General features: G+C 64.1%; 19 protein-coding genes. 8 read left to right on the top strand and 11 right to left on the bottom strand.

Features of this window, described 5'->3' with window-relative positions; genetic code table 11:
• The first annotated feature begins 161 nt into the window (after nucleotides 1–161).
• The 8 genes from FFS21_RS03325 (at nucleotide 162) to FFS21_RS03290 (ending at nucleotide 15,270) form a co-directional block, all read left to right on the top strand.
• Entirely contained in the window at nucleotides 162–1,712 is a 1,551-nt protein-coding gene (locus FFS21_RS03325) for an acyl-CoA carboxylase subunit beta (RefSeq protein WP_137923513.1), read from the top strand.
• Nucleotides 1,713–1,743: 31 nt separating this feature from the next.
• Nucleotides 1,744–5,055 (top strand): acetyl-CoA carboxylase family protein, encoded by a 3,312-nt coding sequence (locus FFS21_RS03320; RefSeq protein WP_137923512.1) that lies wholly within the window; start codon nucleotides 1,744–1,746, stop codon nucleotides 5,053–5,055.
• 14 nt (nucleotides 5,056–5,069) lie between these two features.
• Nucleotides 5,070–7,526 (top strand): CaiB/BaiF CoA transferase family protein, encoded by a 2,457-nt coding sequence (locus FFS21_RS03315; RefSeq protein WP_137923511.1) that lies wholly within the window; start codon nucleotides 5,070–5,072, stop codon nucleotides 7,524–7,526.
• Nucleotides 7,527–7,562: 36 nt separating this feature from the next.
• On the top strand, nucleotides 7,563–8,564 hold the full coding sequence (locus tag FFS21_RS03310) for a Bug family tripartite tricarboxylate transporter substrate binding protein (protein WP_137923510.1): 1,002 nt from the start codon (nucleotides 7,563–7,565) through the stop codon (nucleotides 8,562–8,564).
• Between the two features lie 150 nt (nucleotides 8,565–8,714).
• Nucleotides 8,715–9,497 (top strand): hypothetical protein, encoded by a 783-nt coding sequence (locus FFS21_RS03305; RefSeq protein ID WP_137923509.1) that lies wholly within the window; start codon nucleotides 8,715–8,717, stop codon nucleotides 9,495–9,497.
• A gap of 127 nt (nucleotides 9,498–9,624) precedes the next feature.
• Entirely contained in the window at nucleotides 9,625–11,343 is a 1,719-nt protein-coding gene (locus FFS21_RS03300; RefSeq protein ID WP_137923508.1) for a cation:proton antiporter domain-containing protein, read from the top strand.
• A gap of 208 nt (nucleotides 11,344–11,551) precedes the next feature.
• A complete protein-coding gene (locus tag FFS21_RS03295) occupies nucleotides 11,552–13,216 on the top strand; it encodes an S-layer protein (protein ID WP_249359088.1) in 1,665 nt (554 codons plus the stop codon).
• Between the two features lie 239 nt (nucleotides 13,217–13,455).
• A complete protein-coding gene (locus FFS21_RS03290) occupies nucleotides 13,456–15,270 on the top strand; it encodes a tannase/feruloyl esterase family alpha/beta hydrolase (protein ID WP_137923507.1) in 1,815 nt (604 codons plus the stop codon).
• Nucleotides 15,271–15,396: 126 nt separating this feature from the next.
• Here the strand turns inward: FFS21_RS03290 and FFS21_RS03285 are convergent, their stop codons facing one another.
• The 11 genes from FFS21_RS03285 to FFS21_RS03235 all read right to left on the bottom strand — a co-directional run bounded on the left by FFS21_RS03285 (nucleotide 15,397) and on the right by FFS21_RS03235 (nucleotide 26,523).
• Nucleotides 15,397–16,056: a LysE/ArgO family amino acid transporter gene (locus FFS21_RS03285; RefSeq protein WP_137923506.1), complete on the bottom strand. Its 660-nt coding sequence runs from the start codon at nucleotides 16,054–16,056 to the stop codon at nucleotides 15,397–15,399.
• A gap of 28 nt (nucleotides 16,057–16,084) precedes the next feature.
• A complete protein-coding gene (locus FFS21_RS03280) occupies nucleotides 16,085–17,401 on the bottom strand; it encodes an MFS transporter (protein WP_137923505.1) in 1,317 nt (438 codons plus the stop codon).
• Nucleotides 17,402–17,454: 53 nt separating this feature from the next.
• Complete coding sequence (locus tag FFS21_RS03275; RefSeq protein ID WP_202126830.1) at nucleotides 17,455–17,919, bottom strand: DUF2269 family protein; 465 nt, start codon at nucleotides 17,917–17,919, stop codon at nucleotides 17,455–17,457.
• Nucleotides 17,907–19,187 carry an SDR family oxidoreductase gene (locus FFS21_RS03270; RefSeq protein WP_137923504.1) on the bottom strand — a complete coding sequence of 427 codons (1,281 nt, stop codon included), beginning with the start codon at nucleotides 19,185–19,187 and terminating at the stop codon, nucleotides 17,907–17,909. Before FFS21_RS03270 ends, FFS21_RS03275 begins: the two co-directional genes overlap by 13 nt.
• A 100-nt stretch (nucleotides 19,188–19,287) precedes the next feature.
• On the bottom strand, nucleotides 19,288–19,815 hold the full coding sequence (locus FFS21_RS03265) for a GbsR/MarR family transcriptional regulator (RefSeq protein ID WP_137923503.1): 528 nt from the start codon (nucleotides 19,813–19,815) through the stop codon (nucleotides 19,288–19,290).
• A gap of 109 nt (nucleotides 19,816–19,924) precedes the next feature.
• Nucleotides 19,925–20,422: an outer membrane lipoprotein gene (locus tag FFS21_RS03260; protein WP_137923502.1), complete on the bottom strand. Its 498-nt coding sequence runs from the start codon at nucleotides 20,420–20,422 to the stop codon at nucleotides 19,925–19,927.
• A 175-nt stretch (nucleotides 20,423–20,597) separates the two neighbouring features.
• A complete protein-coding gene (locus FFS21_RS03255; RefSeq protein ID WP_137923501.1) occupies nucleotides 20,598–22,718 on the bottom strand; it encodes a LamG-like jellyroll fold domain-containing protein in 2,121 nt (706 codons plus the stop codon).
• A 261-nt stretch (nucleotides 22,719–22,979) separates the two neighbouring features.
• Nucleotides 22,980–23,957 carry a Bug family tripartite tricarboxylate transporter substrate binding protein gene (locus FFS21_RS03250; RefSeq protein WP_137923500.1) on the bottom strand — a complete coding sequence of 326 codons (978 nt, stop codon included), beginning with the start codon at nucleotides 23,955–23,957 and terminating at the stop codon, nucleotides 22,980–22,982.
• Nucleotides 23,958–24,055: 98 nt separating this feature from the next.
• Nucleotides 24,056–24,814, bottom strand: a complete 759-nt coding sequence (locus FFS21_RS03245) for an SDR family oxidoreductase (RefSeq protein WP_137923499.1) — start codon at nucleotides 24,812–24,814, stop codon at nucleotides 24,056–24,058.
• Between the two features lie 40 nt (nucleotides 24,815–24,854).
• On the bottom strand, nucleotides 24,855–25,541 hold the full coding sequence (locus FFS21_RS03240) for a fumarylacetoacetate hydrolase family protein (protein ID WP_137923498.1): 687 nt from the start codon (nucleotides 25,539–25,541) through the stop codon (nucleotides 24,855–24,857).
• A gap of 28 nt (nucleotides 25,542–25,569) precedes the next feature.
• Nucleotides 25,570–26,523: a 2-hydroxyacid dehydrogenase gene (locus FFS21_RS03235; RefSeq protein ID WP_137923497.1), complete on the bottom strand. Its 954-nt coding sequence runs from the start codon at nucleotides 26,521–26,523 to the stop codon at nucleotides 25,570–25,572.
• Nucleotides 26,524–26,543: the final 20 nt, after the last annotated feature.

Here is a 26,543-nt window from a genome sequence, read left to right as displayed (position 1 = left end):
CGTGTCTCCTGAAGCGTCCTGTGCGCGGACACTTTTCTGTCGTTGTGGCGGACATGGTAGCGGCGGCTGGCAGAAACCTCAATGAAATCAGCACACCGCACGCCTGGCATGACTCATGCGCTATATGGCAGACGGAAGATCGTGAAGACAGGGAGACACATGTGAGCTGGCAGCCTGAAGTCGATGAACTGGCCCACCGTAGGCGATTGGCCGCGCGCATGGGTGGGGAAGACAAGGTGCAGCGCCACCGTGAAGCCGGCAAGCTCACCGTGCGCGAGCGTATCGAGCAGTTGGCCGATGCAGAGTCGTTCCGCGAGGTAGGTGGACTGAGCGGCAGTGGACGTTATGACAGCAACGGCCGCCTCATGGACATGACCCCGTCGAACCTCGTCATGGGCCGTGCGTGCGTGGATGGGCGCCCCGTGGTGCTGGTGGGCGACGACTTCACCGTACGCGGCGGTGCCAACGACGGGGCCGTGGGCGACAAACTGGTTCACGCCGAGAAGATGGCGCACGACCTGCGGCTGCCGATGGTGCGGCTCGTCGATGGCACAGGTGGCGGCGGGTCGGTGCGTAACGTCGAGATCAAGGGCCATACGTTGATTCCGACCATGAAGGTGTGGCAGCACGTGGTGGAGAACATGGCGGTGGTGCCGGTGGTATCGCTCGCGCTGGGTTCCGTGGCGGGCATGGGTGCGGCGCGCGTGGCCGCCAGCCATTACTCGGTCATGGTCAAGGAGACCTCGCAGCTGTTCAACGAGGGGCCGCTGTCCGTGGAGGCGCGCGTGGGCCAGACCGTGACCAAGCATGAACTGGGCGGCAGCCAGGTGCATACGCGCAATGGCGTGGTCGATGACGAGGTGGCCACGGAGCAGGAGGCCTTTGCGCGGGCGCGGCGCTTTCTCTCGTACCTGCCGCCGTCGGTGCATGAACTGCCGCCGCGCGTGGCCGTCGAGGACAGTGCGACGCGTCGCGACGACTGGCTGCTGTCAGCCATTCCCCGCGACAGCCGCGCCGACTATGCGATTCGCCCGATCATCCAGGCACTGGTGGACCACGGATCGTTCTTTGAAATGGGGCGGCAGTGGGGCTGCGCCGTCGTGACCGGGCTCGCGCGCCTGGATGGCTGGCCCGTGGCCGTTATCGCCAGCGATCCTTCCTTCCATGGCGGCAGTTGGGATAGCGCCAGCGCAGACAAATTCACGCGCTTCGTCGATCTGGCGCAGACGTTCCACCTGCCCGTGGTGAACCTCGTCGATACGTTGGGGTTACAGGTCGGTCTGGAAGCGGAGATGGCAGGCGTGATGCGGCAGGGTGTGCGTGCGCTGGCCGCCGTCTACCAGACCACGGTGCCGTGGTGCTCCATCCTGCTGCGCCGTGCCTATGGCGTATCGGCCGCCGGCCACCAGCATATGGGCCGCTTCAACTTCCGTTACGCATGGCCATCTGCCAACTGGGGCGCGCTGCCCATCGAGGGTGGTCTCGACGTGGCCTACAAGGCCGAGATCGAAGGCGCCGATGATCCCGTGCAGAAGCGCGCAGAGATCGAGCAGCGCGTGCGCAGCCTGAGTTCGCCATTCCGCAGTGCAGAAGCCTTCGTCATCGAAGACATCATCGATCCGCGCGATACCCGCACGTTGCTATGCGAGTTCGCCAATCTTGCGGCGCCATTGCGCGAGGCCGGCGAGAGCCGCTTCGGCATCCGGCCCTGACACACACATTAGAAAAACGGAGACAACCGAATTGAAAAAACTCTTGATTGCCAATCGAGGGGAGATCGCCCTGCGCGTGATTCGCGCCGCGCGCGATCTCGATATCGCCACCGTGGCCATCTACTCGCAGGATGACGCCACGTCGCTGCACCGCATGCTGGCCGACGAGGCCGTGGCGCTGAACGCATCCGGGCCTGCGGCCTATATCGATATCGCAGCCGTTATCGCTGCGGCGGCATCCACGGGTTGCGACGCAGTGCATCCCGGTTACGGCTTCCTGAGCGAGCGCGCGGACTTTGCGCAGGCGTGCAAAGCCGCGGGCATCCGCTTCGTGGGTCCTGATGTCGAGCACCTGGCGCTGTTCGGTGACAAGGGACGTGCGCTGGAACTGGCTGCGCAGAACGATGTGCCGGTGATGCCGGCCACGCATGGCGGGGCATCGCTGGACGAGATCGAAACATTCTTCGATGCCCAGGGCGGTGCGGGTGTGGTGATCAAGGCCGTGGGCGGCGGCGGTGGCCGTGGCATGCGCGTGGTGCGCAAGCGCGAGGATCTCGCGGAAGCCTATGCACGCTGCCGTTCCGAGGCTGCATCCGCGTTCGGTGTGGAGGCGCTCTATGCAGAGCGCTTGGTGGTGCGTGCACGCCATATCGAAGTGCAGATCGCGGGTGATGGTGAACAGGTCATCGCACTGGGCGAGCGCGACTGCACATTGCAGCGGCGCTTCCAGAAACTCGTGGAAATCGCACCGAGCCCGGTACTGAAGCCGGCGTTGCGAGACGCCATCATCAAGGCGGCGTTGCGTCTGGCCCGTCGCGTGAACTACCGCAGCCTGGGCACGTTCGAGTTCCTGGTGGAAGAGACCGAGCGCGGCGAGCAGAAGGATTTTGTCTTTATCGAAGCGAATCCGCGCTTGCAGGTCGAGCATACGATCACCGAGCAGGTGACTGGCGTGGACCTCGTGGCGCTGCAACTTGCCATCGCCGCAGGCGGCACGCTGGCCGATGCGGGCCTCGATCCCGCTGCGCCGCCGCAACCGCGCGGCTTTGCGATTCAGGTGCGGATCAACGCCGAGACGACCGATGCGCAGGGATTGGCGCGTCCGGCGCACGGACGACTGGAGCGCTTTGACGCGCCTTCGGGTCCGGATGTGCGTGTCGATTCGCACGGTTATGCGGGCTATGCGCCGTCGCCGAACTTCGACACGCTGCTGGCCAAGCTCATCGTGCGTAGCGCCACGCCAAAGTTCGAAGCGGCCGTCCGGCGCCTGCAGCGCAGCCTTGCCGAGTTCCGTATTGCCGGTGTGCCGACCAACCTGGAGTTGCTGCGTGCGCTGGTGCAGCGCGATGACTTCCTCGCGCAGGATGTCCACACGCGGCATTTCGAGGCGATCCTGCCCGAACTGACCGCAGCCGCCGAAGCGATTGCCAATGCGGATCGCGCGCAGCATTCGCTGTTCAATGCCCCGGATCGCGCACAAGCGACGACGCACCACGCGCATCCCGAAGAGACCGTGGATGAAGGACTGGTCGCCGTCCGCGCGCCACTGACGGGCCGCGTGGTCGAGATCACGGTGCAGTGGAACGATGTGGTCAAGCCGGGCCAGACCGTCGCGGTGCTCGATGCGATGAAGATGGAACACGCGATCGTTGCCGAGGGCCATGGCCGCGTGGTGGATCTTCGGCTGGAGAAGGGCGCCATGGCGTCCGAGAACCAGATCCTGATCGTGCTGGAAGAGGCCGAAGGCGACGGCGTGGCCGTGGACGCCACGGGCAAAGTGGATCGCAATGCCATCCGCGCGGACTTGCAGCGCGTGCTGGATCGACACGCATGGCTCGACGATGCCAATCGTCCGCAAGCCGTGGCGCGTCGCCGCGCACGCGGGCAGCGCACTGCGCGCGAGAACGTGGCCGATCTCTGCGATGCGGATACGTTTGTCGAGTACGGTGGACTGGCGCTGGCTGCGCAGGCATCGCGCCGCAGCCATCAGGACCTTGTCGAGAACACGCCGGCCGATGGCCTGATCACCGGCATCGGCAATATCAACGGCGATCTCGTGGGACGCGAGAACGCGCGCAGTGCGGTGATGGCCTATGACGCCACGGTGCTGGCAGGCACGCAAGGCAAGCGCAACCATATCAAGACCGACCGTATCGTCGAGGTGGCATTGCGCGACGAACTGCCGCTCGTGCTGTTCGGCGAAGGTGGTGGCGGACGACCCGGCGACGTGGACTTTCCCTCGGTATCGGGCCTGTATCAACCTTCGTTCGCCGCGTTTGCCGAGTTGAGCGGCAACGTACCGGTGGTGGGCATCGTGTCGGGCCGCTGCTTCGCAGGTAACGCCGCATTCGTGGGCTGCTGCGACGTGATCATTGCCGACAAGTCCACGAACATCGGCATGGCAGGACCCGCGATGATCGAGGGCGGTGGTCTCGGTGTTTATCGTCCTGAGGACGTGGGGCCGGCTGCCGTGCAGTATGCAAACGGCGTGATCGACGTGCTTGTCGAGAATGAAGCCGAGGCGGTGCGCGTGGCGCGTCACTACCTGTCGATGTTCCAGGGACGCGTGGCGGACTGGAGCGCGCCGGACCCGATGGCATTGCGACACGTGGTGCCCGAGAACCGGCTGCGCGTGTATGACACGCGCAAGGCCATCGAAGGCATTGCCGACGTGGGCAGCGTGCTGATGCTGCGCGGTGGTTTCGGCGCGGGCATCCACACCGCGTTGGCGCGTGTGGAGGGGCAACCCGTTGGTGTCATCGCCAACAATCCGTACCACCTTGGCGGAGCCATCGACGCCGATGCGGCAGACAAGGCCGCGCGATTCATGCAACTGTGCGATGCCCATGGCCTGCCCATCGTGTCGCTGATCGATACACCGGGATTCATGGTGGGCCCGGATTGCGAGGCACAAGGCCAGGTGCGCCACGTATCGCGCATGTTCCTGACGGCGGCCAAGTTGCGCGTGGCGCTGCTGGCAGTGACGTTGCGCAAGGGCTACGGGCTGGGCGCGATGGCCATGGCGGGTGGCGGATTTCGCTCGGCGAGCTTCACGGTCTCGTGGCCGACGGGCGAGTTCGGGCCGATGGGATTGGAAGGTGCGGTGCGCCTCGGCTTCAAGAAGGAACTGGAAGCGGTACCGGACGGCCCGGAACGCAAGGCGCTGTTCGATCGATTGGTGGCGCAGTCTTATGAGCGCGGCCACGCAGTCAACACGGCGGCTGCCGTGGAGATCGATGCCGTGATCGATCCGGCCGAGACCCGCAAGTGGATTGCGCAGGGCATGGCATCGGCGGCATTGCGCGGCAAGCGGGAACGTCGCGGTTTTGTCGACGCCTGGTAAGCGGGGGCGATGCCATGACACATCAGGTTCCTGATCTGGATGCGCTCGCACTTGGCGGCCTGCGCGTGCTCGAAGTGGGCACCGGTCCCGCGCTGGCCTATGCGGGCAAGCTGTTCGCGGACTTCGGCGCCGAGGTCATCAAGGTGGAAAGCCCCGCCGGCGATGACTGGCGCGGCATGCCGCCGTTGATCGATATACCCGGTGCCCAGCCGCAGAGCGCGCTGTTTGCGTGGCTCAACACGAACAAACGGAGTGTCACGGCCGATGCGAAGGATCGCGCGTGGCTGGCGCAACTCGCGCAGACCTGTGATGTCGTGCTCGATGGTCGTGCGCTGGGCGAGGGCTTGCAGGTGCTGGCCGCGCCCGTTTGGTCGGACGCCGAAGCGGCGCCACCACGGCACACGCCAATCGACATCATCCTGACGTGGTTCGGGGAAACCGGACCCTACAGCGAGTACAAAGGCAGCGAAGCCATTTGCCGCGCGCTGGCGGGCGCGGTGCATGGCAGTGGTCCGGTGGAAGGGCCGCCGCATATGCCGCACGACATGCAGAGTGCGATCGTGTTCGGTCTCACGAGTTTCTCCGCTGCGGTGGCGGCGTTGATCGGGCGGGCCGATGGCAGCCGCCGCTACGTGTTGAGCGCGCACGAATCGATCTTCAGCGTTGTGGAGATGGAAGCGGGCATGGTGCAGGACAATCGCCACCCGCTGCGGCGTCTTGGCGTGAACCGTTTCTGCGGCACGCATCCGGCCGGCATCTACGAGACTGCCGAAGGGTGGATCGGCATCTTCACGCATACGTTGCCGCAATGGCAGGCGCTGTGCGAAGCCATCGGTCGTCCGGATCTGGCCGGCGACGAACGCTACAGCAACGGGCCGGAGCGCATGGCGCGCGCCGACGAGATCGATGCGCTGCTACGGCCTGCGATGTTGCATCGCACGGCCCGCGAGTGGTTCGAGATGCTTGGGGAGATGAAGCATCCGGCCGTACTCGTGCCGACCATGGCGGAACTGCTGCAGCAGCAAGTTCACAGGGAACGGGGCGCCTTTGTGCCGGTGGAGACTGGCGGCGTGGCGTTTGAAGGTCCGGTAGTGCCGCTGCGGCTCGACACGGCCGGTCCGCTGCCGGGTGGCAAGGTGCCGAAGCTGGGCGCTCACGACGCGCTGTATCGCGCCACGGGTCTGGATCACACCCCATTTGCTGCACTGCAACGCACGGCGGCCGGAAAGCTCCCGCTCGAAGGTATTCGCGTGATCGACCTGACGATGGGATGGGCGGGGCCGCTGGCATCGCGCACGCTGGCCGATTTCGGTGCCGAGGTCATCAAGGTGGAGAGCACGGGCTATCCGGACTGGTGGCGCGGCGCGCATTTCACCGAGGCGTTCTATCGCGACCGGCTTTACGAGAAGAACGGCAACTTCAACCTGATGAACCGCAACAAGCGGGGCATCACGCTGGATCTGACGCGTCCCGAAGGCAAGGCGCTGCTGCTCGACCTCGTGGCGCAGGCCGATGCGGTCATCGAAAACTACTCCGCCGAAGTGCTGCCGAAACTGGGCCTCGACTACGCCGCGCTGCGTGCGCGCAACGAGAGACTGGTGATGGTATCGATGCCCGCGTTCGGCCTGGGCAACGCGTGGAGCAATACGCGCGCCTACGGCGGCACACTGGAGCAGGCCAGCGGGTTGCCGCTCTATACGGGGCATCCGGATGGCCCGCCCGCGATGACGTCCTACGCTTATGGCGACCCGGTCGGCGGCCTCAATGCCGGCGCAGCCATCCTGCTGGCGCTGTTCGCGCAGCAGACCACGGGCAAGGGGCGGCACGTCAATCTGTCGCAGGTAGAAGCGATGCTGTCGATGGCAGCACCGTTTATCGTCGAGCAGTCGGTCACCGGGGGCGTCGCGCCGAGACAGGGCAATCGGCATCCGGTGAACGTGCCGCACGGTTGCTTCCGGACGGCTGGCGACGATGCATGGGTGGTCCTGAGTGTCACCGATGCGCAATGGCCCGCGCTGTGCGAGGTCATCGGTCGCGCCGATCTGGCGGCGGATGCTCGGCTGGCGAGCGCATCGCAAAGACGGGAAGCGGCACGCCGGATCGATGAAGCCATCGGTGCATGGTGCGGCACGCTCGGCGCCGATGCAGCCATGCAGCGCCTGCAAGGTGCCGGCGTGCCCGCTGGCGTAGTGCGGCCCATGTGGCAGGTGCTGCAGGACCCGCATCTGGTGGCGCGGGGCTTCTGGTGCGGGCTTGAACGCCAATACGGCGGCCCCTATGCGGCCAGCACCGCATGGTTTCGCGAGACGACCGAGGCCATGCCCGTGCGGAATCCGGCGCCGACGCTGGGCGAACACTCCGTCGAGGTGCTGGCACGCGTGCTTGGCCTGAATCCGGACCAATTGGCGGCACTCGACGCAAAGGGCATCACAGGCACGGCCGCGCGGCCCAAGGGCGCCCGTAACGCTTGATATCCGTATTGCACATAACAACGAAGGAGACAAAAGATGAGCGAGAAAGCACTGGCACGGAAGTGGGGCATGGCGATGGCATCGGCACTGGTGCTCGGCGGGATGATGCCGGGGGCAGTCATGGCGCAGCAAGCCGCCTGGCCCGGCAAGCCGATCCGGCTGATTGTGCCGTTTCCTGCGGGGTCGTTCACGGACACCGTGGCGCGCGTGGTGTCGGAGCGGCTGACGAAATCGCTTGGCCAGCCCGTGGTGGTGGAGAACAAGGCGGGCGCCAACGGACTGATCGGCGCCACCGAGGTGGCCCGTTCGGCGCCGGACGGGTACACGGTGATGGTGACCAATTCGAGCAGCGTCACGATCAATCCGCAGGTGTACAAGAAGGGCGGCTACAAGCCAAAGGACTTTGCACCGGTCACGCTGATCCTCGAAGCGCCGTTCATCCTGGTCACCAACCCGGACTGGGCGCAGAAGCATGGGGTGAACACGGTGCAGGACCTGGCGCGATACGCGGCGCAGCAGCCCGGCAAGATCAGCTACGGCTCGGCGGGGCCCGGCAACATCGCGCATCTGAGCTTTGCCATGCTCAACAACCGCGCGAAGATCCAGACCACGCACATTCCATACAAATCGGCGGCGCAGGCACAGATGGCGGTGATCAGTGGCGAACTGGACACCGCCTTCGATACCTGGAGCGCGCTGCCGCAGATCAAGGCCGGCAAGCTGAAGCCCATTGCGGTCAGCGGCGTGAAACGTATGGCGCAGCTTCCGGACGTGCCCACCGTGGAGGAAGCGGGCTACAAGCCCTTCGACGCCACGTTCTGGATCGGCCTGCTGGCCCCGGCCGGCACGCCGCCGCAGATCGTGCAGAAGCTTTACTCCTCAATGCAGGGCATTCTGGAGGATGAAAAGGCCCGCGCGGCCTTGAGCCAGCAGGGCGAAGTGGTGATGATCGATCCCGCCCGCTTTGCAAAACGCGTGGAGCAGGAGGAAGCCAGTTGGGGCGCCGTGATCCAGAAGGAGGGGATCACGCTGGATTAAGGCGCGGCTCCGCTGATCCATCCTCGATCGCCGCGCCAGTGTGCGAGAATGTGCGCGTCCTGGCGCTGGAGCATTGCCTCCGGGCGATTGAGAGAGGCGTTCGTGGAAGTATTTCGTTTTTTCCGCAGGAAGCGATCCAAGCCTGCACCCGTGTCCAAGCCCAGACCGGCAATCGTGCCGGCTGCTGGGACGGAGAGCCGTTCCCGGGATTTCCAGGACACGGCAGGCTCTTATGACCGCGTCTTTGCGCGGGTCATGGCCACGGTGGAGGGCATCTCCGAGGCCGAGTCGCAGGAAATCCTGGCGTTCGTGAAGAGTAGCGGTTCCGACGGCCTGAACCTTGCCGGCTACTTCGAGCAGGTCTATGCGCGCTATTTCAAGGGCCGCGCGTGGACCTGGATCGAGTACGACGACTGGGCGCGCATCTTTGCCCAGATGGGCCAGTTTCCCTCCACCTGGACGGATATCGACAAACCACGCAAGCCCAAGACCCGTGCCGAGGAACTGCTCGGGCAGCGCACGGCGGATATCCGGGCCTTCCTGGATGCCGAGGGCGTGCAGTACCTGCCGACGGCAAAGAAGGAACAGCTTGTTGCTATCGTGGAACTGACGCCGGCGCTGGCGGACTCTGCGCTCTGGCAAGCGGTGCTGGCGAAAAGACGCGAGGAGGCCGATGCCGCGCTGGAGCGACGGCCCCGCCTGCTCTACGACCTGCTTATGCGGACGATTGCCTATCGCGCCAAGAGCGAGCGGGAGCTGCAGCGCGCCAAGGCGGCCGGTGTCAAGCGCTTCGACGTCATGCTGGCCATCGAGGCGGACCGCAAGTTCGTGGAGATCGCCCGCCAGAAGGACCCCCTGGCCGTGCCCCCTTTCTATCCCAACGATTTCACCTTGCTGCGGCCCATCATCGATAACAACAATACCGGCCGATAGTTAGGTCCAATCGTTCGGCCCAACAGTTTTTTTACGTGATCGCGCCGAGCGTCACGCGTGTGGCAGTTACAATTTGGCGATGCATTGTTATCTCGCCGCCTCTCGCCTTACCTGCCCCCGCTGACACATGGATCACAACCTAAGCCTCATCACCACCCTCGCTGCCGGCTTCGGTATTGCACTCGTCCTGGGATTTCTCGCCGAGCGCATGAAGATTCCGGCCCTGGTCGGCTATCTTGTGTCCGGCATCATCATCGGCCCCGGCACGCCCGGTTTTGTCGCCGATGTCGACCTCGCTTCCCAACTTTCCGAAATCGGCGTGATGCTGCTGATGTTCGGCGTGGGCCTGCATTTCTCGTTGCGTGACCTGCTGGCCGTGAAGCGTATTGCGATTCCGGGTGCCGTGGTGCAAATGGGCATCGCCACCGCGCTGGGCATGCTGATTGCCTGGGCGTGGGGCTGGAGTTGGGGCACCGGGCTGATCTTCGGCCTGTCGCTATCGTGCGCCAGTACCGTGGTGCTGCTCAAGGCGTTGGAAACCCGCGGTGTGCTCGAAACGATGAACGGGCGCATTGCGGTGGGCTGGCTCGTGGTGGAGGATCTGGCCACGGTGCTGGTGCTGGTGTTGCTGCCGCCGCTGGCGGGGTTGCTGGGCGGATCGACGGAAGGGCATGCGCAGAGCACGCACGGGATCGGCATGACGATCGTGCTCACGCTGCTGCAGGTGGTGGCCTTTATCGCGCTGATGCTGATTGCTGGCCGACGCGTATTGCCGTGGCTGCTGTGGCAGATCGCCAAGACGGGCTCGCGCGAGCTGTTCACGCTGTCGGTTGTGGCGGCCGCCATCGGCATTGCCTTCGGCGCGGCGCAGATTTTCAGCGTGTCGTTTGCGCTAGGTGCATTCTTCGCGGGCATGGTGATGCGCGAATCGGAGTTCAGCCATCGGGCCGCCGAGGAATCTCTGCCGCTGCGTGACGCATTCTCGGTGCTGTTCTTCGTATCGGTCGGCATGCTGTTCAAGCCGGCGATCCTGCTGGAGCAGCCGCTGCATGTGCTGGCCGTGGTGGCCGTGATCATCGTGGGCAAGTCGCTGGCCGCGTTCGGTCTGGTGCTGGCCTTCCGCTATCCGCTGAATACGGCGCTGACCGTATCGGCCAGCCTGGCGCAAATCGGCGAGTTCTCCTTCATCCTGGCCGGCCTCGGCGTGGCGCTCAAGCTGATGCCGCCAGACGCCATGAGCCTGATCCTGGCCGGTGCGCTGATTTCGATTGCACTGAATCCGCTGCTGTTCGCGGCGATCGAGCCGGTACGGAACTGGATTCTCTCGCGCTCGGCCCTGGCGCGCGACCTCGAGCAGCGCGAAGACCCGTACGCTGAACTGCCGATGACAACCGAGCGCCGGTTCCTGGAAGGTCAGGTTGTGCTGGTGGGCTATGGCCGCGTAGGCAAGCGCATCGCCAAGGCCATGCAGGAGCGGGGCATTCCGTTCGTGATCGCCGATGAGAACCGCGAACGCGTGGAGGGCCTGCGCAAGGCCGGGTTTGCGGCAGTATCGGGCAATGCGGCGGACCCTGCCGTGCTGATCCAGGCTCACATCGCCAATGCCGCCATGCTGGTGGTGGCCGTGCCCGAGCCGCTCTATGTGCGGGCGATGGTGGAGACGGCGCGCACGCTGAACCCTGGTATCGAGATCGTGCTGCGCACGCACAGCGAGGATGAATCGGAGCTGCTGCGCAAGGAGAATCTCGGCGCGGTGTTCTATGGCGAGGAAGAACTCGCCAAAGGCATGACCAGCCATGTGCTGGGACGTTTCGTGCCCGCGGAAGCGGCGGCCGGCGCCCATTGAGGGACTGGCATCGAGCCTTCAACGATGACGGCGGCTGACGAATTCCGCCGTCATCACTCTCCTGTCATCTAAGTCGTTCACCATGTGCGCCCGTAGAACCAGCCTTGCCAGCGCGGCAGGACCGGCGGGCGACTGATGCGAGGGACCCCCTGGCCGAAGACGCGCGGCACTACGGGTCAATCAGAACTCAAGCATCAGGGAAGTCTCAATGCGTTACCTCAAGTCTGCAATCGGCATGGCAGCAGCCATGACCGTCGCCTTTGCGTTCTATGGCTGCAATGGCAGCGACGACAACACCAGCAGCAACAGCGGTACCACCACGCCGCCTGCAACCACCACGCCCACCCAGCCGACCAATCCGGCGCCCACGCCCGAAGTGACGGGCCGCTGGACCACGGGTGACCTGCACGTGCACACCACCCAGTCCGACGATGCGCGCAGCAAGCTCGTCACCGTGCTGGACGAGGCGCTGGTGAAGAACAGCCTGGACTGGACCGCAATCACCAATCACCTGCGCACGGCGCTGCGCGACGACAACGACGTGGCTATCGTAGGCGGCCCGGTGGCGTTCTCGAAGGCAATGGCCGATATCGAGATTCCCGCGGTGAAACAGTTGCAGGCCAACGGCAGCTATCCGAACAAGCTGATTTTCTCGGCGTTCGAATGGGACATGCCCACGCACGACCATATGAACGTGGGCATCTTCACGGGCGCGCCGCTGGCCACCGCCACGAAGGCCGCCAACCAGTTCGAGTACTACTTCACGAATCGTGCCGCTTCGTTCTTCAATGCCGCTGACGTCGCCGCCTGGGATGCCGCCGGCACGCGTGCCTACACCACGCATGCGGATGCGGTGAAGGCCGTGGCCTGGCTGCGCGACAACTATCCGGACACCAGCTACGCGCTGATCAACCACCCGTCGCGCAATACCGGCAAGTACACGGCGGCGGACTATCGCGAATTCAACGATGCCGCGCCGCGCGTGGCGTTCGCCGTGGAAGGCATGGTCGGCAACCAGATGGAGCCGGATCGCGGTGGCTACACCACAGCCTACGTGGATGCCAATCTCAAGAATCGCGTCTACGGTGGCGTCGATTACGTGGTGGCGCAGGTCGGCGGCATCTGGGATGCCCTGCTGGGCGATGGACGCCGTTTCTGGAACGTCGGCAACTCGGACCACCACTTCAAGACGGTGGGTACCAACAGCAGCGGCTATTTCCCGGGCGAGTACTCCAAGACCTATGTGTGGCTGGAAAACAAGTATTCGGGCGTGCAGGCTGTGTTGGAAGGCGTGCGCTCGGGCCGCATGTTCTCCGTCTACGGTGACCTGATCAATGCGCTGGACTTCAACGCTTCGGGTGCTGCAGGCAAGTCCGAGATGGGCGGTGAACTGAAGGCCAAGGCTGGCGAGACGGTCACCATCACCATCCGCTTCAAGAGCCCCGAGCGCAACAACTACCAGTATCCGATCGACAGCGGCATCAATGTCAACGTGAAGCCCACGGTAGACCACGTCGACCTGATCGCCGGCGATGTCACGCCGCGCGCGGCAGTGGGCACGCCAGGCTACAGCAAGGAGACCAATGATTCGACCAAGGTCATTGCCACCTTCACGTCTGCCGACTGGAAACTCGATAGCGAGGGGTACAACACGGTCACGTACACCTTCAAGGCAGCCAGGAATCAGTACTTCCGCCTGCGCGGCACGAACCTGGGCATGAACGTGGCCGGTGAAACGCTCAACGGCAATCCGCTGCCCGATGCCAAGGTAACGGTGGCCGAAGATCCCGCACGCTTCAACGCGATCAACGCGCGTAACTACAACGACCTGTGGTTCTATTCGAACCCGGTGTTCGTGAGCATCGGCTCGTAAGATCGAGTCTGACTGTTGGCGGCCCGTTCCGGTTGCACCGGGGCGGGCCGTTTTGCTTTCCACGACGCAATAAGCGAACGGCAACGGACCGCTTGCCAGTTTGCAACCCGCCTGGCGCCTCGTCCGCGCATCCTTGAAGCGTTGGCCCCCTCGCCGACGCATACCCATAACGACCACCGCATGGAAGTGGGCGCATTGCCCCTGCCATCGATCCGGGTCGAACATTCAAGGAGACATCCATGAGAGACCGACATGGTTGCGGGCTACGTGCGCGCGCCAGTTCCCGCGTGCGCCCGCTGCTCGCGTATTTCGCGATTTGCGTGCTGACCGTCGCGGTCAGCGCATGTGGCGGCGATGACAATAGCAGTAGTACATCGGGCACCAGTACTTCGACCGGATCGGATTCTGCCGGCACCACGACGACAGCCACGACGCTGGCGGTGGTCAAGCCCGTAGTGGACTGCGCGCAGCTTGCTGGCGTCGATCTCACAGGAATCGGTGGTGTGGGCAGCACGATCACGTCGGCCACGGTCACCACGGCCACGATCAACGGTGCGGCGGTGCAGTACTGCATGGTGAAGGGCACGCTGGCCCCTGCGAACACCTTCCAGGTGGCACTGCCGGTCAGTACGTGGACACAACGATTTGCGGCGCTGGGCTGCGGCGGCCTGTGCGGCAGCGTCAGCGATCCGAGCAAGGATACGTCGTTCAGCTTCAGCTACAAGTGCCCGCTGGTGCAGCAGGGCGGCTTCGTGACGGCGGCGACCGATATGGGGCATACCTCGTCCGATGCAACTTGGTCGTCCGATCCGCAGAAGCAGGCGGATTTCGCCTATCGCGGACAACACGTCACCACGCTTGCGGCCAAGAAGCTGATTCAGGCGTACTACGGCCAGGTGCAGAAATACGCGTACTTTGTGGGTTGCTCCGATGGCGGTCGCGAGGCACTGATGGCTGCGCAACGTTATCCGTCCGATTACAACGGCATCATCGCCGGTGCGCCGGCCGCCCACTTCCAGACGCAGAACTCGCTCTATCACGGCTGGAACGTGATCTCGAATAGCACGACCGGCGACAACACCGGTAATGTGGTGCTGTATGCCGACAAGGCCAAGGTGCTGCACCAGGCAGTGGTGGCAGCGTGTGGCGGCACGAGCGGTGCGCCGGACGGTCTGCTGGCAGACCCGCGCGTCTGCAACTTCAACCCCGTCTCGATCCAGTGCGCGGCGGGTGCAACGGATACCAGCAACTGCCTGACCGCGGCGGAAGTCACGACGGCCAGCCGCATCTATAGCGGTCCGCTTGACACCACCACGGGCAAGCGCATGCTGGCGGGCTCGCCGCAGTTCGGCTCGGAGGCGAACTGGATCGGCGTGGAAGTGCCGAACTCCAATTCGACTGCCGCAGCCGTACCGGTGACCGGCCTGTTCAGCAACATGATCGTGGCGGGTGCGTACAACCTGATCTTCACGGGTTCGCCGACGATGCCGAACATCAACACCTTCGGCTATCACGACGGGAATTTCTTCCTCGACTACCTGCAGGCGAACCACTCGCTCAACGATGCCACCAATCCGGACCTCTCGGCATTCAAGCAGGCGGGCGGCAAGCTGATCTTGTGGCACGGCTGGGCAGACCAGCACATCTCGCCGCTGTTCACGATTGCCTACTACGAGGCGATGCAGGGCGCCATGGGCACGTCGACGGTGGACGCGTTCACGCGGCTGTATCTCGTGCCGGGCGTCAGCCACTGTGGCGGCGGCGAAGGGCATCCGAACATCGACCTGGTATCGCGCATCACGGCATGGGTGGAGCAGGGCACCGCACCGAGCGATGTGATGACGTACCAGACCGATGCGACGAACGTTGTCACCGCATCGCGCCCGGTGTACCCGTATCCGGCCGTGGCGAAGTACAAGGGATCAGGCGATTGGCACGATGGTGCGAACTACGTCTCGGGAGCTGCGCTGTATAACGTGGCCACGGCAGCGTGGGCGGGTTCGAGTTTCTACACGCCGTACTCGGCGAAGACGCAGGGCGTGGCAGCGCCTTAATTGTTGGGCTTGTTTTTCTCCCTCTCCCGCTTGCGGGAGAGGGGCGGGGGAGAGGGCCAGCAGTGCAAGTTGCGACGATTTTGGCAAGCAGAGCCTCCGGCCCTCTCCCCCAGCCCCTCTCCCATTTCATGGGAGAGGGGAGCCCAACCCCAACCGCACCATCATCCCCGCAAGCACCAGCATCGTCACGCCGATCAGTCCATCCAGCACTCGCCATGCAGCGGGACGCGCAAACCAGGGCGCCATCCAGCGTGCGCCATATCCCAGTGCAGTGAACCACAGCACACTGCCGCTGCTCGCGCCCGCGATGAACCAGCCGCGCATTGCAGCGGGCTGCTGCGCACCGATGCTGCCCATGAGCAGCACGGTATCGAGATAGACGTGGGGATTCAGTAGCGTGAAGGCCGCCGCCTGTGCCAGCGCTGCGCCACGGCCGATCCGCTTGGCGCCGGATTCCGCAGTGGCCTGCATCGCCTGTGGCCGACGCGCGCGCCGGAGTGCCTGCCATCCATAGCACGCGAGAAATGCCGCGCCCGCGAACGCCAGTGCCCGCGCCAGCCCGGGCCGCTCTCCAAGAGCTGCCGCCATCCCCATCACCCCAGCCGCGATCAGCAAGGCATCGGCCACGGCACACCAGAGCACAACGCTTCCCACATGTTCGCGGCGCAGTCCCTGGCGCAGGACGAAGGCGTTCTGTGCACCGATGGCGATGATCAGGCCAAGGCTCAATACGAGCCCTTGCAACATCACGGCAGAGGCAGAAGGCAGGAAATCAGGCAAGTTCATGCCACGCAGCTTGCTGTGAGCATGCGCTTCAGTCCAGCGCCCGGTTTCGCGATTCCACATTGACCGCTGCCACCGCAACGGCTGCCGCCAGCAACATTGCCGAGATCATCGCCAGTGCCAGCGTGAAGTGGGTCGCCATCACAGGCGCGATGATCGACGGTGCGAACAGCCCGCCAAACCGCGCGACCGCGCCCGCCGTGCCCATGCCGGTTGCGCGCAAGGATGTGGGAAATACCTCGGGCGTGAATGCGTAGAGCCCGCCCCAGGTGCCCAGCAGCGCAAAGCTCATCAGCAGCGTGGAGCCGATGACCACCACGGGCGATGTACCGAGGCTGTACAGCAGGCAGCCCAGCGCACTGAGCAGCAGGAATCCGATCAGCGTGGGCTTGCGTCCCCAGCGTTCCACGCCATACGCCGCCAGCGCGTAACCCGGCAGTTGCGCCAGCGCCAGCACCACCAGGAAGACCTGTCCGCGCATGAACGCGAAACCCTGCGTGCTCAGTCGGATCGGCAGGTAGACGAATACGCCGTAATACGCGATGGAAATCAGCAGCCACGCCAGCGCGAGCGCAATCGTGCGGCGTCGCAGCGTCGTGGTGAACAGCGCGAATACCGATTGTTTGACGCTCGTATCAGCCTGCAGTGCCGGGATGTCTACCGTGCGTCCGTTCTCGCGGGCCACGCGTTCGAGCACGCTGCGCGCCTTGTCCGGTTGCCCATTGCGATTCAGGAACAGCGGCGATTCCGGCACGTGAATGCGCAGCACGATGCCGATCAGCGCGGGAATCCCGGTCACGAAGAAAATGATGCGCCACGCATCGTTGCCATAGTCGCTGGCCACCAGGGCGAGGACGGCGAGACAGATCGTGCCAAGTGCCCAGAATGCCTCCAGCAACACCAGCCAGCGTCCGCGCCGATCCTTCGGCAGAAACTCGGCCATCATCGTGTAGTCCACCGGCAGCGTGCCGCCCACGCCAATGCCGGTCAGCAACCGCAGCGCCAGCAGCCAGGTGAGATCCGGCGCGAAGGCCGATGCCACGCCACTTACCGCGTCGATGCAAACCGCAAGCAGCAGCGCAGGCCGGCGACCCACGCGATCGGCCAGTCGCCCGAACGCAAAGGCGCCCAGCACCATGCCGATAAAGAAGAACGTGCCAGTCTGAAGCGCCTGCGGCACCGTGATGCCGAATGTCTTGGCGATCGACGGCGCGCTGAAGCCGATGGAAAGCACCTGCATGGCGTCCGCCGCCCAGACGAGTCCGAAGATCACGAAGAGGCGGCGCTGGAATTTACCGACACCAGCGGTTTCAATGGCCTGGTCGAGGCCCATCAGGGTAGATGACATTGGAGGCGGCATGTCAGGTTGTTGCGGCAGGCAAACATTCTAACTCGCGCCCCTTACATCGGTTTCATCACCATCAACGCAAAGACAACCACCATGGCGATGAAGGCCGGATAGCCCAGCAGTTCCCAGCGGCGCGCGTAGCGCCAGTACAGATCGGGCAGTGCGGTACCCTGCGCGTGCGCCTCGACAGCCATGCGATGCATGCGGATCTGATACCAGACCACGGGCAGCCAGCAGATGCCAGCCAGTGCATACAGTGCGGCTGAAGCCACGATCCAGAACGCGTTCAGTGGATACCCGGCCAGATGAAGCATGTAGGCACCGGACAGCGGCTGGATGATGACGGCCGGCGTGGTGAACCACCAGTCGGCCCGCACCACGAGCCGTGAGACGACGGCAATGGCTTCCACGGATCGCGAGCGGTTGGCAAAGAACAGGTAGAACGCCGTGCCGAATCCCGTACCGACCAGCAGCACCGACGAAATGATGTGAACGACCTTGATGGCTAGGTATTCCATGATGGTTGCTCCGTGTAGAGGATCAGAAGGATGGCGAGGATCGGCAGGTTCTTGAGCACGGGTCCGAACGGGTGCCACAGGAACTCGGGCATTGCGATGGCGATCACGAGCGAGTAGCCCAGCACGATTGCCGCCTGCAGCGCCCAGAGTCCGCGGCCCCGATAGAAGAGACAGGCGATGCCCATCGCGGCGTCCACACCCACCGCGCCGTAAAGCGCCACGGTGGCTAACGTGCCGTCGAGTCCCACGGCGTGGAGCATCGCGAGGCTGTCTGCAATCGGATAGGCGAACAGCGTGACGAATGCGGTTGCCAGCCAGATCATCGCCATCACGGCGCGCAGCATCGGCAATCGCCACGCGGCCATAGCGTGCTGGCGCAGTGCCGGTGCGTCGTTGCACGATATGAATTGATCGATTGCCAGCGGCGGACGGCCGAGCGTTTGCGTCATCGGTGCAGCATCGGCATGACAGCCGTACTGCAGCATCCGCCAGTTGTCAGTTGTGAGCTTCGAGCCAGGTACGAATCCCGCCACGCGGGCTGCAATCGTCATGACGGGGCGCGGGATCGTGATCCAGCGCGCAGGCGGGAATTGCATGCCTGCGCGGTAGGCGTCGAGCATCGCGCGATAGGAAACCGGGTGCAGGCCTACGACGTCAATCGATGAGGCCGAGGCAGTTGAGGATGCAATCGCCAGCATCGCAGCGTCCACGACATCGTCCACATGGACCGGCTGGAACTTGGCATCGCCCAATGCGGGCACGGGAATCAACGGCAGGCTGGCAAGCGTGCGGAACATCCGCGCGGAGTCACCGTCTTCTGCGTAGACGAGCGAGGGATACAGGATGCGCGACGACACCGGCAACTGGCGCAGCACATCGTCGGCGGCGCGCTTGCTCTGGAAGTAGGGCGTGTCACCGTCGATTGCGCCAAGCGCCGACACCTGGACGATCCGTGTGACGCCGGCTTCGGCACTGGCACGAAACAGGGCGGCCGGTGCGCGGTGATGGATGGCGTCGAAGCGATTGGCGCCTGTCTCCACGATGATGCCCACGGCATTGACGACGACATCCATCCCTTTCACGCGCGGCAACCAGTCTTCGACGCTGAAGTCGCTGGTGTAGTCGATCGCTATGTCGTTCGCAAAGATCGGCGTCCGCATGCCGCGAAATACTTCATGACCGCTTGCTTCCAGGCGCGCACACAGTGCCCGACCAATGAGGCCCGTCGCCCCACACACCAGAATCCGAAGCCGTCCGTCCGTTGCCATGTTGGCTATCCCCTGAAAATACTGTTGTTTCTGTAAAGACAGAAATCTATCGACAAAAAGAAACGGGCTGACCATGCCCGTTACCGCTGTTTCCGTGTCTTCAGTTTCGTCTGCGTACCGCGTTGCTGATCTTCGCCGTCAGGCCCAGCGTCTTCATCAACGTCTCGGGTTTCAGACGCAGCATTTCGTCGGACAGCGTGCTCATGGTGTCGATGAACTTCAGCGTGTCCTCGATCCGCTCGCGCGTGCCGTCGTCTTCATCGGCCATGCCGGGATTGTCGAGACATTCACGCAACGCCACGGCAGTGGGATCGATTTCGCGCTGCCGGCGACCTGCCACGATCAGCTTGAACAACTCCCAGACATCCGTCGACGTCTCGAAAAAATCGCGCCGCTCACCCTTGATATGCACCACCTTGACCAGATGCCACGACTGCAACTCCTTGAGGCTCGTGCTGACATTGGAGCGCGCCACACCCAGCGTATCCGTGATTTCTTCGGCATCCATGGGACGCGCGGCCAGGTAGAGCAGGGCATGAACCTGCGCCACGGTGCGATTCACACCCCAGCGCGAACCCATCTCTCCCCAGTGCAGCACAAAGCGTTCGGCAATCGGTTTCAGTTCCATGTGCTGAAGTCTATACCTTCAGTTGTTTCTGTCAAGACTGAAATTACCAACTCCACCGCACCCCCAGATTCCCGCCGATGTTGTTGCGGCGTACGCCATCGCCGCTCGCTCAAGCGGTCACGCGTACCCGCCCATCCTCCGACCACAGCAGTTGCACGCGCTGTCCCGGGTAGAAACTGCCTTCCGATGCCGGCTGCGTGATGGCCTGCAGGCGGCCGTCGGGAAGCCGGACGGTGATTTCGTAGCCGGGATGACGATCCACGGCGGATTCGATTTCGTGCCCGGCGAGGCCGCCGGCGAGTCCACCCGCCACGCCTGCCAGCAGCGAACCATGGCCGTGACCGATGGCGCTGCCCGCGACCGCACCAAGCAGGCCGCCGCCGAGTTCGCCGACGAGGCTTGAGCCCTGGCTGCTGTCGTTGATCTGCACGCTGCGCACGCGTTCGACCGTGGCCATCGTCACGGTTTGGGGCAGCGAGGTTTGTCCCGCGCTGTAGACGCTGCCGGGCGGCGCGAATTCGGCGCAGCCTGTGGTGAGCAGCGCGCTTGCCACCAATGCGGCAGCAAGCGGCAGGTTCAATGATGCGAGGCGACGTGTGGAAGGCATGACCGGCTCCTATCCCGATGATCCGATGTTTGATAGGAACCACTCTACGGCGCGTCGTTGCGCCGACATTTCCGGAACGCCGGGGTTTTGCGCGTCTGCCGCATGCATGGCGATGCATCGGCAACAAAAAAACCCCGGCGCCAGGCCGGGGTCGGTACGACGGATTATCGGTGGATCAGGCGCGGCGTGCCGTCAGCCACTGGTTCGACGCCAGCGGCTCGGTGCACATGCGCACTTCACCGATCTGGCCGAGGAAGCCATTCGACGTCACGTTGTTGTAGACACCACCGCCAATCAGGAAGCGGCTTGCGGCGCTGACGGTGGCAATGCCGCGCGTGTTCGACGTATTGCGCAGCACAGGCGCACCTTCCACGTACATCACGGTCTCGTTGGTCGCGGGATCGTTGACCACGGCCACGTGTACCCATTTCTCGGCAATGATCTCGCCGGACCAGCTTGCCGCAGCGTTCCTGGTGCCTGCCGTGCTGGGCGTGACTTCCCACTGCACTTCGCGCAGGCTGGAAATCGCGAAGATCAGCGGGCTTTCGTCGCCATCGCCGCTGACGGAGCCGGCGATATCACCGCGCCGGCCTTCGCGCTCCATGATGTTCATCCACGCGTTGTTGCCGGCTGTCCACGAAGCGGGCACCTTGATGAAGGCTTCGATCGTGTAGCCGTTGTCGAAGGTCTGCGCGTTGAGCGCCGCAGTGGTCTGCGTGGCGAAGAAGCTCATCCGCTTGGGTGAGTTCGTCGAGTTGGCAAACTTCACGCTGCCCGGCGCCGCCGACAGGTAATGGTGGTCGTTGGACCACGTCATGTCGCCCAACTGGGCCGTGCCGCCGTTTGCCAGGGCTTCACGCGAGATCGGATTGGCACCCGTCTCGTCGTTGATGACCTGCCCCACCGGCACTGCTGCACCATCCGTGCCGCCGAAGAAGCGCCAGTGCGCCACGGTGGATGCCACAAGCGGGTAATCGCTGCTATCCGCAGGCGCTTTCTTGTCCGTGGTGCTGGGCTCCGTGTAGTTGGCCAGGATGGCGGCCTTGGCGCGATCGTTGATCGGATCGTTGCCGGCAGTCGGGGTGGTGAAGTCGGGGTTGAAGCGTGCGAAGCGCTTGCGGAAATCGAAGTCGATCTCGAACTGCTGGTTCTTGTCCGTCAGCACTGCCACGTCGAACTCGTTGAGCGTCTCGGTAGGTTTCTGCGGCACCCACGGCGAGAACGAGATCACCTTGATCTTGTTGTGGGTGAGATCGAATTCGTAGAGACGCATCAGGCCGTTGCCGCCCATGTACGCCATCTGGTAGTCCACCACCATTTCCTCGACGGGGTTGCCGAAGTCGTTGGTCTTCGTGAGATGCGCCGCGCCGTGGTAGTGGCCGTTCAGCGTCATGAAGATCTGGTCGTTGTCCTTGATGAGCTTGTCCCAGAGCATCAGGCCATAGGGCACTTCCAGCGGGCTGACGCCATCCGGACCGATGTTGAGCAACTGGTGCGTGGACAGGATCACCGGGACTTTCGGGTAACGCTTCAACACATTGCGTGCCCACGTGATGGCCGCATCGGAGGCGCGCCACGACATCGACAGCACCATGAAGCGGTTGCCGTCCACTTCGAAGAAGTGATATTCGTGGAAGCCCGACGGATCGCGGCCGCCGAAGGTAGCCTGACGCTGCGCGCGCGTGGTCGGGAAGGTCTTCAGGTACGGCTCGTTGGCGAGGTTGCGCTGTGCATCGGTGTTCGATGCCTGGCTGCCCGCGTTGACGTAGTCCACATCGGAGATCACGTCGTGGTTGCCGGCCAGGATCGAGTACGGCGCGCGAGCCGCCTCCATGACTTCCATGGCTTCGTCGGCAATCTGCCATTGCAACGGCTTGGACTGCTGGTCTACCACATCGCCCAGGTGAATCGTGAACGGGATACGCAGGGCAGAAGCGTTCTGCGTGATCCACTTGGTCTGCGCGAGGAACGGCGTGGAGCCGTATTTACGCTGGAACTGCAGGTTCTCGTCGGTGGTGGCGTAGCGCGAATAGAACTGGGTGTCCGGCAGCACGGCCAAGGCGAAGCTCGATACCTTGCCATTGGGTGCAGTGCCGCCCGGGGTCGTACCCGGCGTGGTGGCCGGCGTACCCGGTGCCGCATCGTCACCGCCGCCACACGCAGCCAGCAGTGCCGAGCCGCCGAGCGACAAGCCCAGACCCGCCCTCAGCAGCAGACGGCGCTGCCGGTCCGGAATGCCTTCGAGCGTTGCGGTATCGATGGCGGCGTGCTGCTTCCCCGTTGTCTTGCTTTGCATTTCAACTTCCCTGTTGACCCACGAAAACCGAAGATTCTGTGTGGCTTGCGTGACAGGGTGTTGATTGGAATGTGAAGGTTTGGTTGCGGTGGGCTTTCGGTTTGCTTGTGTTTGTTTCCCCTCTCCCGCGAGCGGGAGAGGGGTTAGGGGAGAGGGCAGGAGGTTCTGCTTGCCGACTTGTCGAAATTTGAACTGCTGGCCCTCTCCCCCGCCCCTCTCCCGCAAGGCGGGAGAGGGGAGCAAACAATCGGAGTACGAATATCACTCCGGCTGAATATTCGCCTCCTTCACAACCTTCCCCCACTTGTTCAGGTCCGACTGAATCAGCGCTGCATACTGCTGCGGCGTGCCGCCCTGAACCTCGATCCCGGCAGACTCCAGCTTCGCGCGGACTTCAGGCAGCTTCAGCGCAGCATTGATCTCGGTGTTCAGCTTCGCGACGATGTCCTTCGGTGTACCGGCCGGTGCGAGGAAGCCGCCGTTGGTGTTGGCATCGTAGCCCTTGAGACCCTGCTCTTCGGCGGTCGGAACGTTCGGCAGCGTCTTGGAACGATTGCGCGTGGAAACGGCCACGGCGCGTACGTGTCCGGCGCGTACCTGTTCCTGGATGGCGCTGATGGTGTCGATGTAGAGCACGGTGCGCCCCGCGATCAGGTCGGGATGCGCGGCGGACGAACCCTTGTACGGCACCAGCAGCGTGGGCGCGCCGCTGACCATGTGGAACATCTCGGCGGCCATTTCCTGTGCGCTGCCACGGCCCGACGTGGCGACCTTGGCCTCATTTGGATTGGCCTTCATCCACGTGACCAGTTCGGGCAGCGTCTTGGCGGGCAGCTTGTTGTAGACCGCGAACACGAGCGGAATCTCGTGCGTGTAGACAATCGGCTCGAAGCTCTTCTGGGGGTCCCAGCCCAGATTCTTGAACAGGAACTTGTTGATGTTGTGGCTGCCGCCGACGATGCCGATGGTGTACCCATCGGGCTTGGCATTGGCGAGCAGTGCAGTGCCCAGGTTGTTCGATGCGCCGGGGCGGTTATCCACCACGAACGGCTGGCCCATTTTCGTCGTCAGCTTCTCGGCTACCACGCGCGCAACGAGGTCGATGCCGCCGCCTGCCGGTGCGGGCACGATGATCGTGACGGGGCGGGTGGGATAGCTGCCTTGTGCTGACGCGATGCCAGCGGCCATGCACAGTGCGGCGGGCAGGGCCAGGGTCTTGATGAGGGGAAGGATTCGCATGGTTGTCTCCGATTGCGTACTGGTGTTCTGGTCAACTTGTGTCAACTCTGGTCTGCGCATCGGGCTCACCCGATGCGCATGAATAGGGGTGCGGTGCGTCAGCCGCGTCCGACGTAAGGCATGTGGCTCGCCATGACGGTCATGGTCAGCACATTGGCATCGAGCGGCAGCGATGCCATGTGGCGCACGGCGTTTGCGACATGGCGTGCATCCATCATCGGTTCCGGTGCTGTCGTGCCATTGGCTTGCAGCACACCGCGCGTCATGCGCTCGGACAACTCCGTCAATGCGTTGCCGATGTCGATCTGGCTGGCGACGATGTTGAACGCGCGGCCATCGAGCGCCAGCGCCTTGGTGATGCCGCTCACGGCGTGCTTGCTTGCGGTGTAGGGTGACGTGAACGGACGCGGCACATGGGCCGAGATCGATCCGTTGTTGATGATGCGGCCACCTTGTGGCGATTGCCGGCGCATCAGGCCGAACGCGGCGCGTGCGCACAGGAAGACGCCGGTGACGTTGGTGTCGATCACGCTGAACCATTTTTCCAGCGGCAGCTCGTCGATGGGTACGGCGGGTGCGTTGACGCCAGCGTTGTTGAACACCATGTCGAGCCGTCCGAATTCGCGTTCGATGGTGTCGAACAGTGCCTGCACGCTCTCGGGATTCGTGACATCGGCGGGCACAGCCATGGCGGTCTGGCCGCGCGTGGCGGCATCGGCCACCAGTGCCTGCAGCGGTTCCGCGCGACGGCCCGCCAATACGACGGTCCATCCATCGTCGAGCAGGGCCAGCGCGGTGAGCTTGCCAACGCCGCTGCCGGCGCCGGTAACGAGTGCGATCTTGCGAGGGGTGTTCAAGGGTGTCTCCTGAATTTGTTCTGGATGTTCTGCAAGGTTGTCAGTGGCCCACCGTCATCGACAGGTCGCCGATGCCTGCCACGCAGGCGGTGATCACATCGCCGGGTTCCAGCGCGGCCACGCCCGATGGCGTACCGGTGAAGATCAGATCGCCGGACATCAACGTCACGGAGCGCGACAGCATCGCCACGAGTTCGGGTATCGGGAACAGCAGTCCCGACAAGTCGCCGCGCTGACGCTCCACGCCATTGACCGCAAGCCGGATCGTCCGCTCGCGCGGATGTCCGCAGACGGCCGCGGGCACGATGGGGGTGCAGGGCGCCGAAGCATCGAATGCCTTCGAAGGCTCCCATGGGCCGCCAACTTGCTTGGCTTCGAGCTGCAGGTCGCGCCGCGTCATGTCGAGCCCCACGGCGTAGCCCCAGATATGGCGGGCTTCCACGTGCGAAGGATCGATGTCGCGTCCGCCCTCGCCAATCGCGACGACAAGTTCCACCTCGTGGCAGAACGATGTCGTCTCGGGCGGATAGGGCAGCGTGCCTTGCGCGGGCACGATGGCCGTGGCCGGTTTCATGAACCACGCAGGCATTGCCGTGGGTGCGGGTTCGTCGGGCTGCCAGCGGTAGTTGCGGCCGATGCAAAAGACGCGCGCCAGCGGAAAGCGCGCAGTGCTATCGGCCACGGGAAGCCAGGGCTGTGCGGCGGGCGGAAACACGAAGTCGGTCATGTTGATGTGTGCCGTGCGCGTCAACGTATCAAGTGGTCAGGCTCATGGCCGGACGCTCGCCCGCAAGCGCCTGCGCCACGCTGTCGAGCACCATCTGCGCCATGGCGCCGCGTGTTTCCCACGTGGCGCTGGCGCGGTGCGCCTGCAGCGTGGTGCGGTCGGAGTCGCGCAGCGTCTGCGGTACGCGCGGTTCGTCCACGAACACATCGAGACCGACACCGGCGATGCGGCCACCTTCGATGGCTGCCACCAGATCGGTTTCATTGACCAGTCGTCCACGTGCCACGTTGACGAGGAAGCCTTGCGGACCCAGTGCATCGAGCACGGCGGCATCGACGATGCCTTCGGCCTTGTCGGCGGCAGCGCATAGTACGAGTGCGTCGCTGGCACGGGCCAGCTCGCGCAGGTCGGCCACGAATTCGTACGAGAGATCGTCCATGCGACGCAGGTCGGTGTAGCGGATCGGGCAGCCAAAGGCTGCAGCGCGTGTGGCCACTGCACGGCCCACACGCCCCATGCCGACGATGCCGATGTTCATGCCGCTGAAGCGGCGCGCCAACGGAATCGCGCTCGGCTGAGGATGCAGTTCCCACTGACCGTCGCGCACGAATCGATCGCCCGCTGCGATGTTGCGGCACGCGGCAATCAGCAGGCCGATGGCGAGATCGGCCACGTCCTCGGTCAGCGCGCCCAATGTGGCAGTCACCGGCAGACCGCGCTCGCGGCAGTACGCCAGGTCCACCGCATCGGTGCCCACGCCGTTGACCGCCACCACCTTCAGGGCAGGCAATTGTTCGAGCATGGCCCGCTGGATACCCGTATGGCCGCCCGTGATCACGGCTTCGATGGCGCTGCCATGCTCGCGCAGCCACGCTGCCTGATCGGCGATCTCGAAAAACTTGTGGACGGTATAGCGCGCGGCCAGTTGTTCGTTGGCGGCCGGGATGAGGATGGGATTGAGCTGCAGTACCTGGGGCTTCATGTCTCTCTCGTGTGGATCGT

Source organism: Cupriavidus sp. 2SB (assembly GCF_005503625.1).
GTDB lineage: Bacteria > Pseudomonadota > Gammaproteobacteria > Burkholderiales > Burkholderiaceae > Cupriavidus.
The sequence above is the reverse complement of the archived record's forward strand: the minus strand, read 5'-3'. Positions and strand labels throughout refer to the sequence as shown.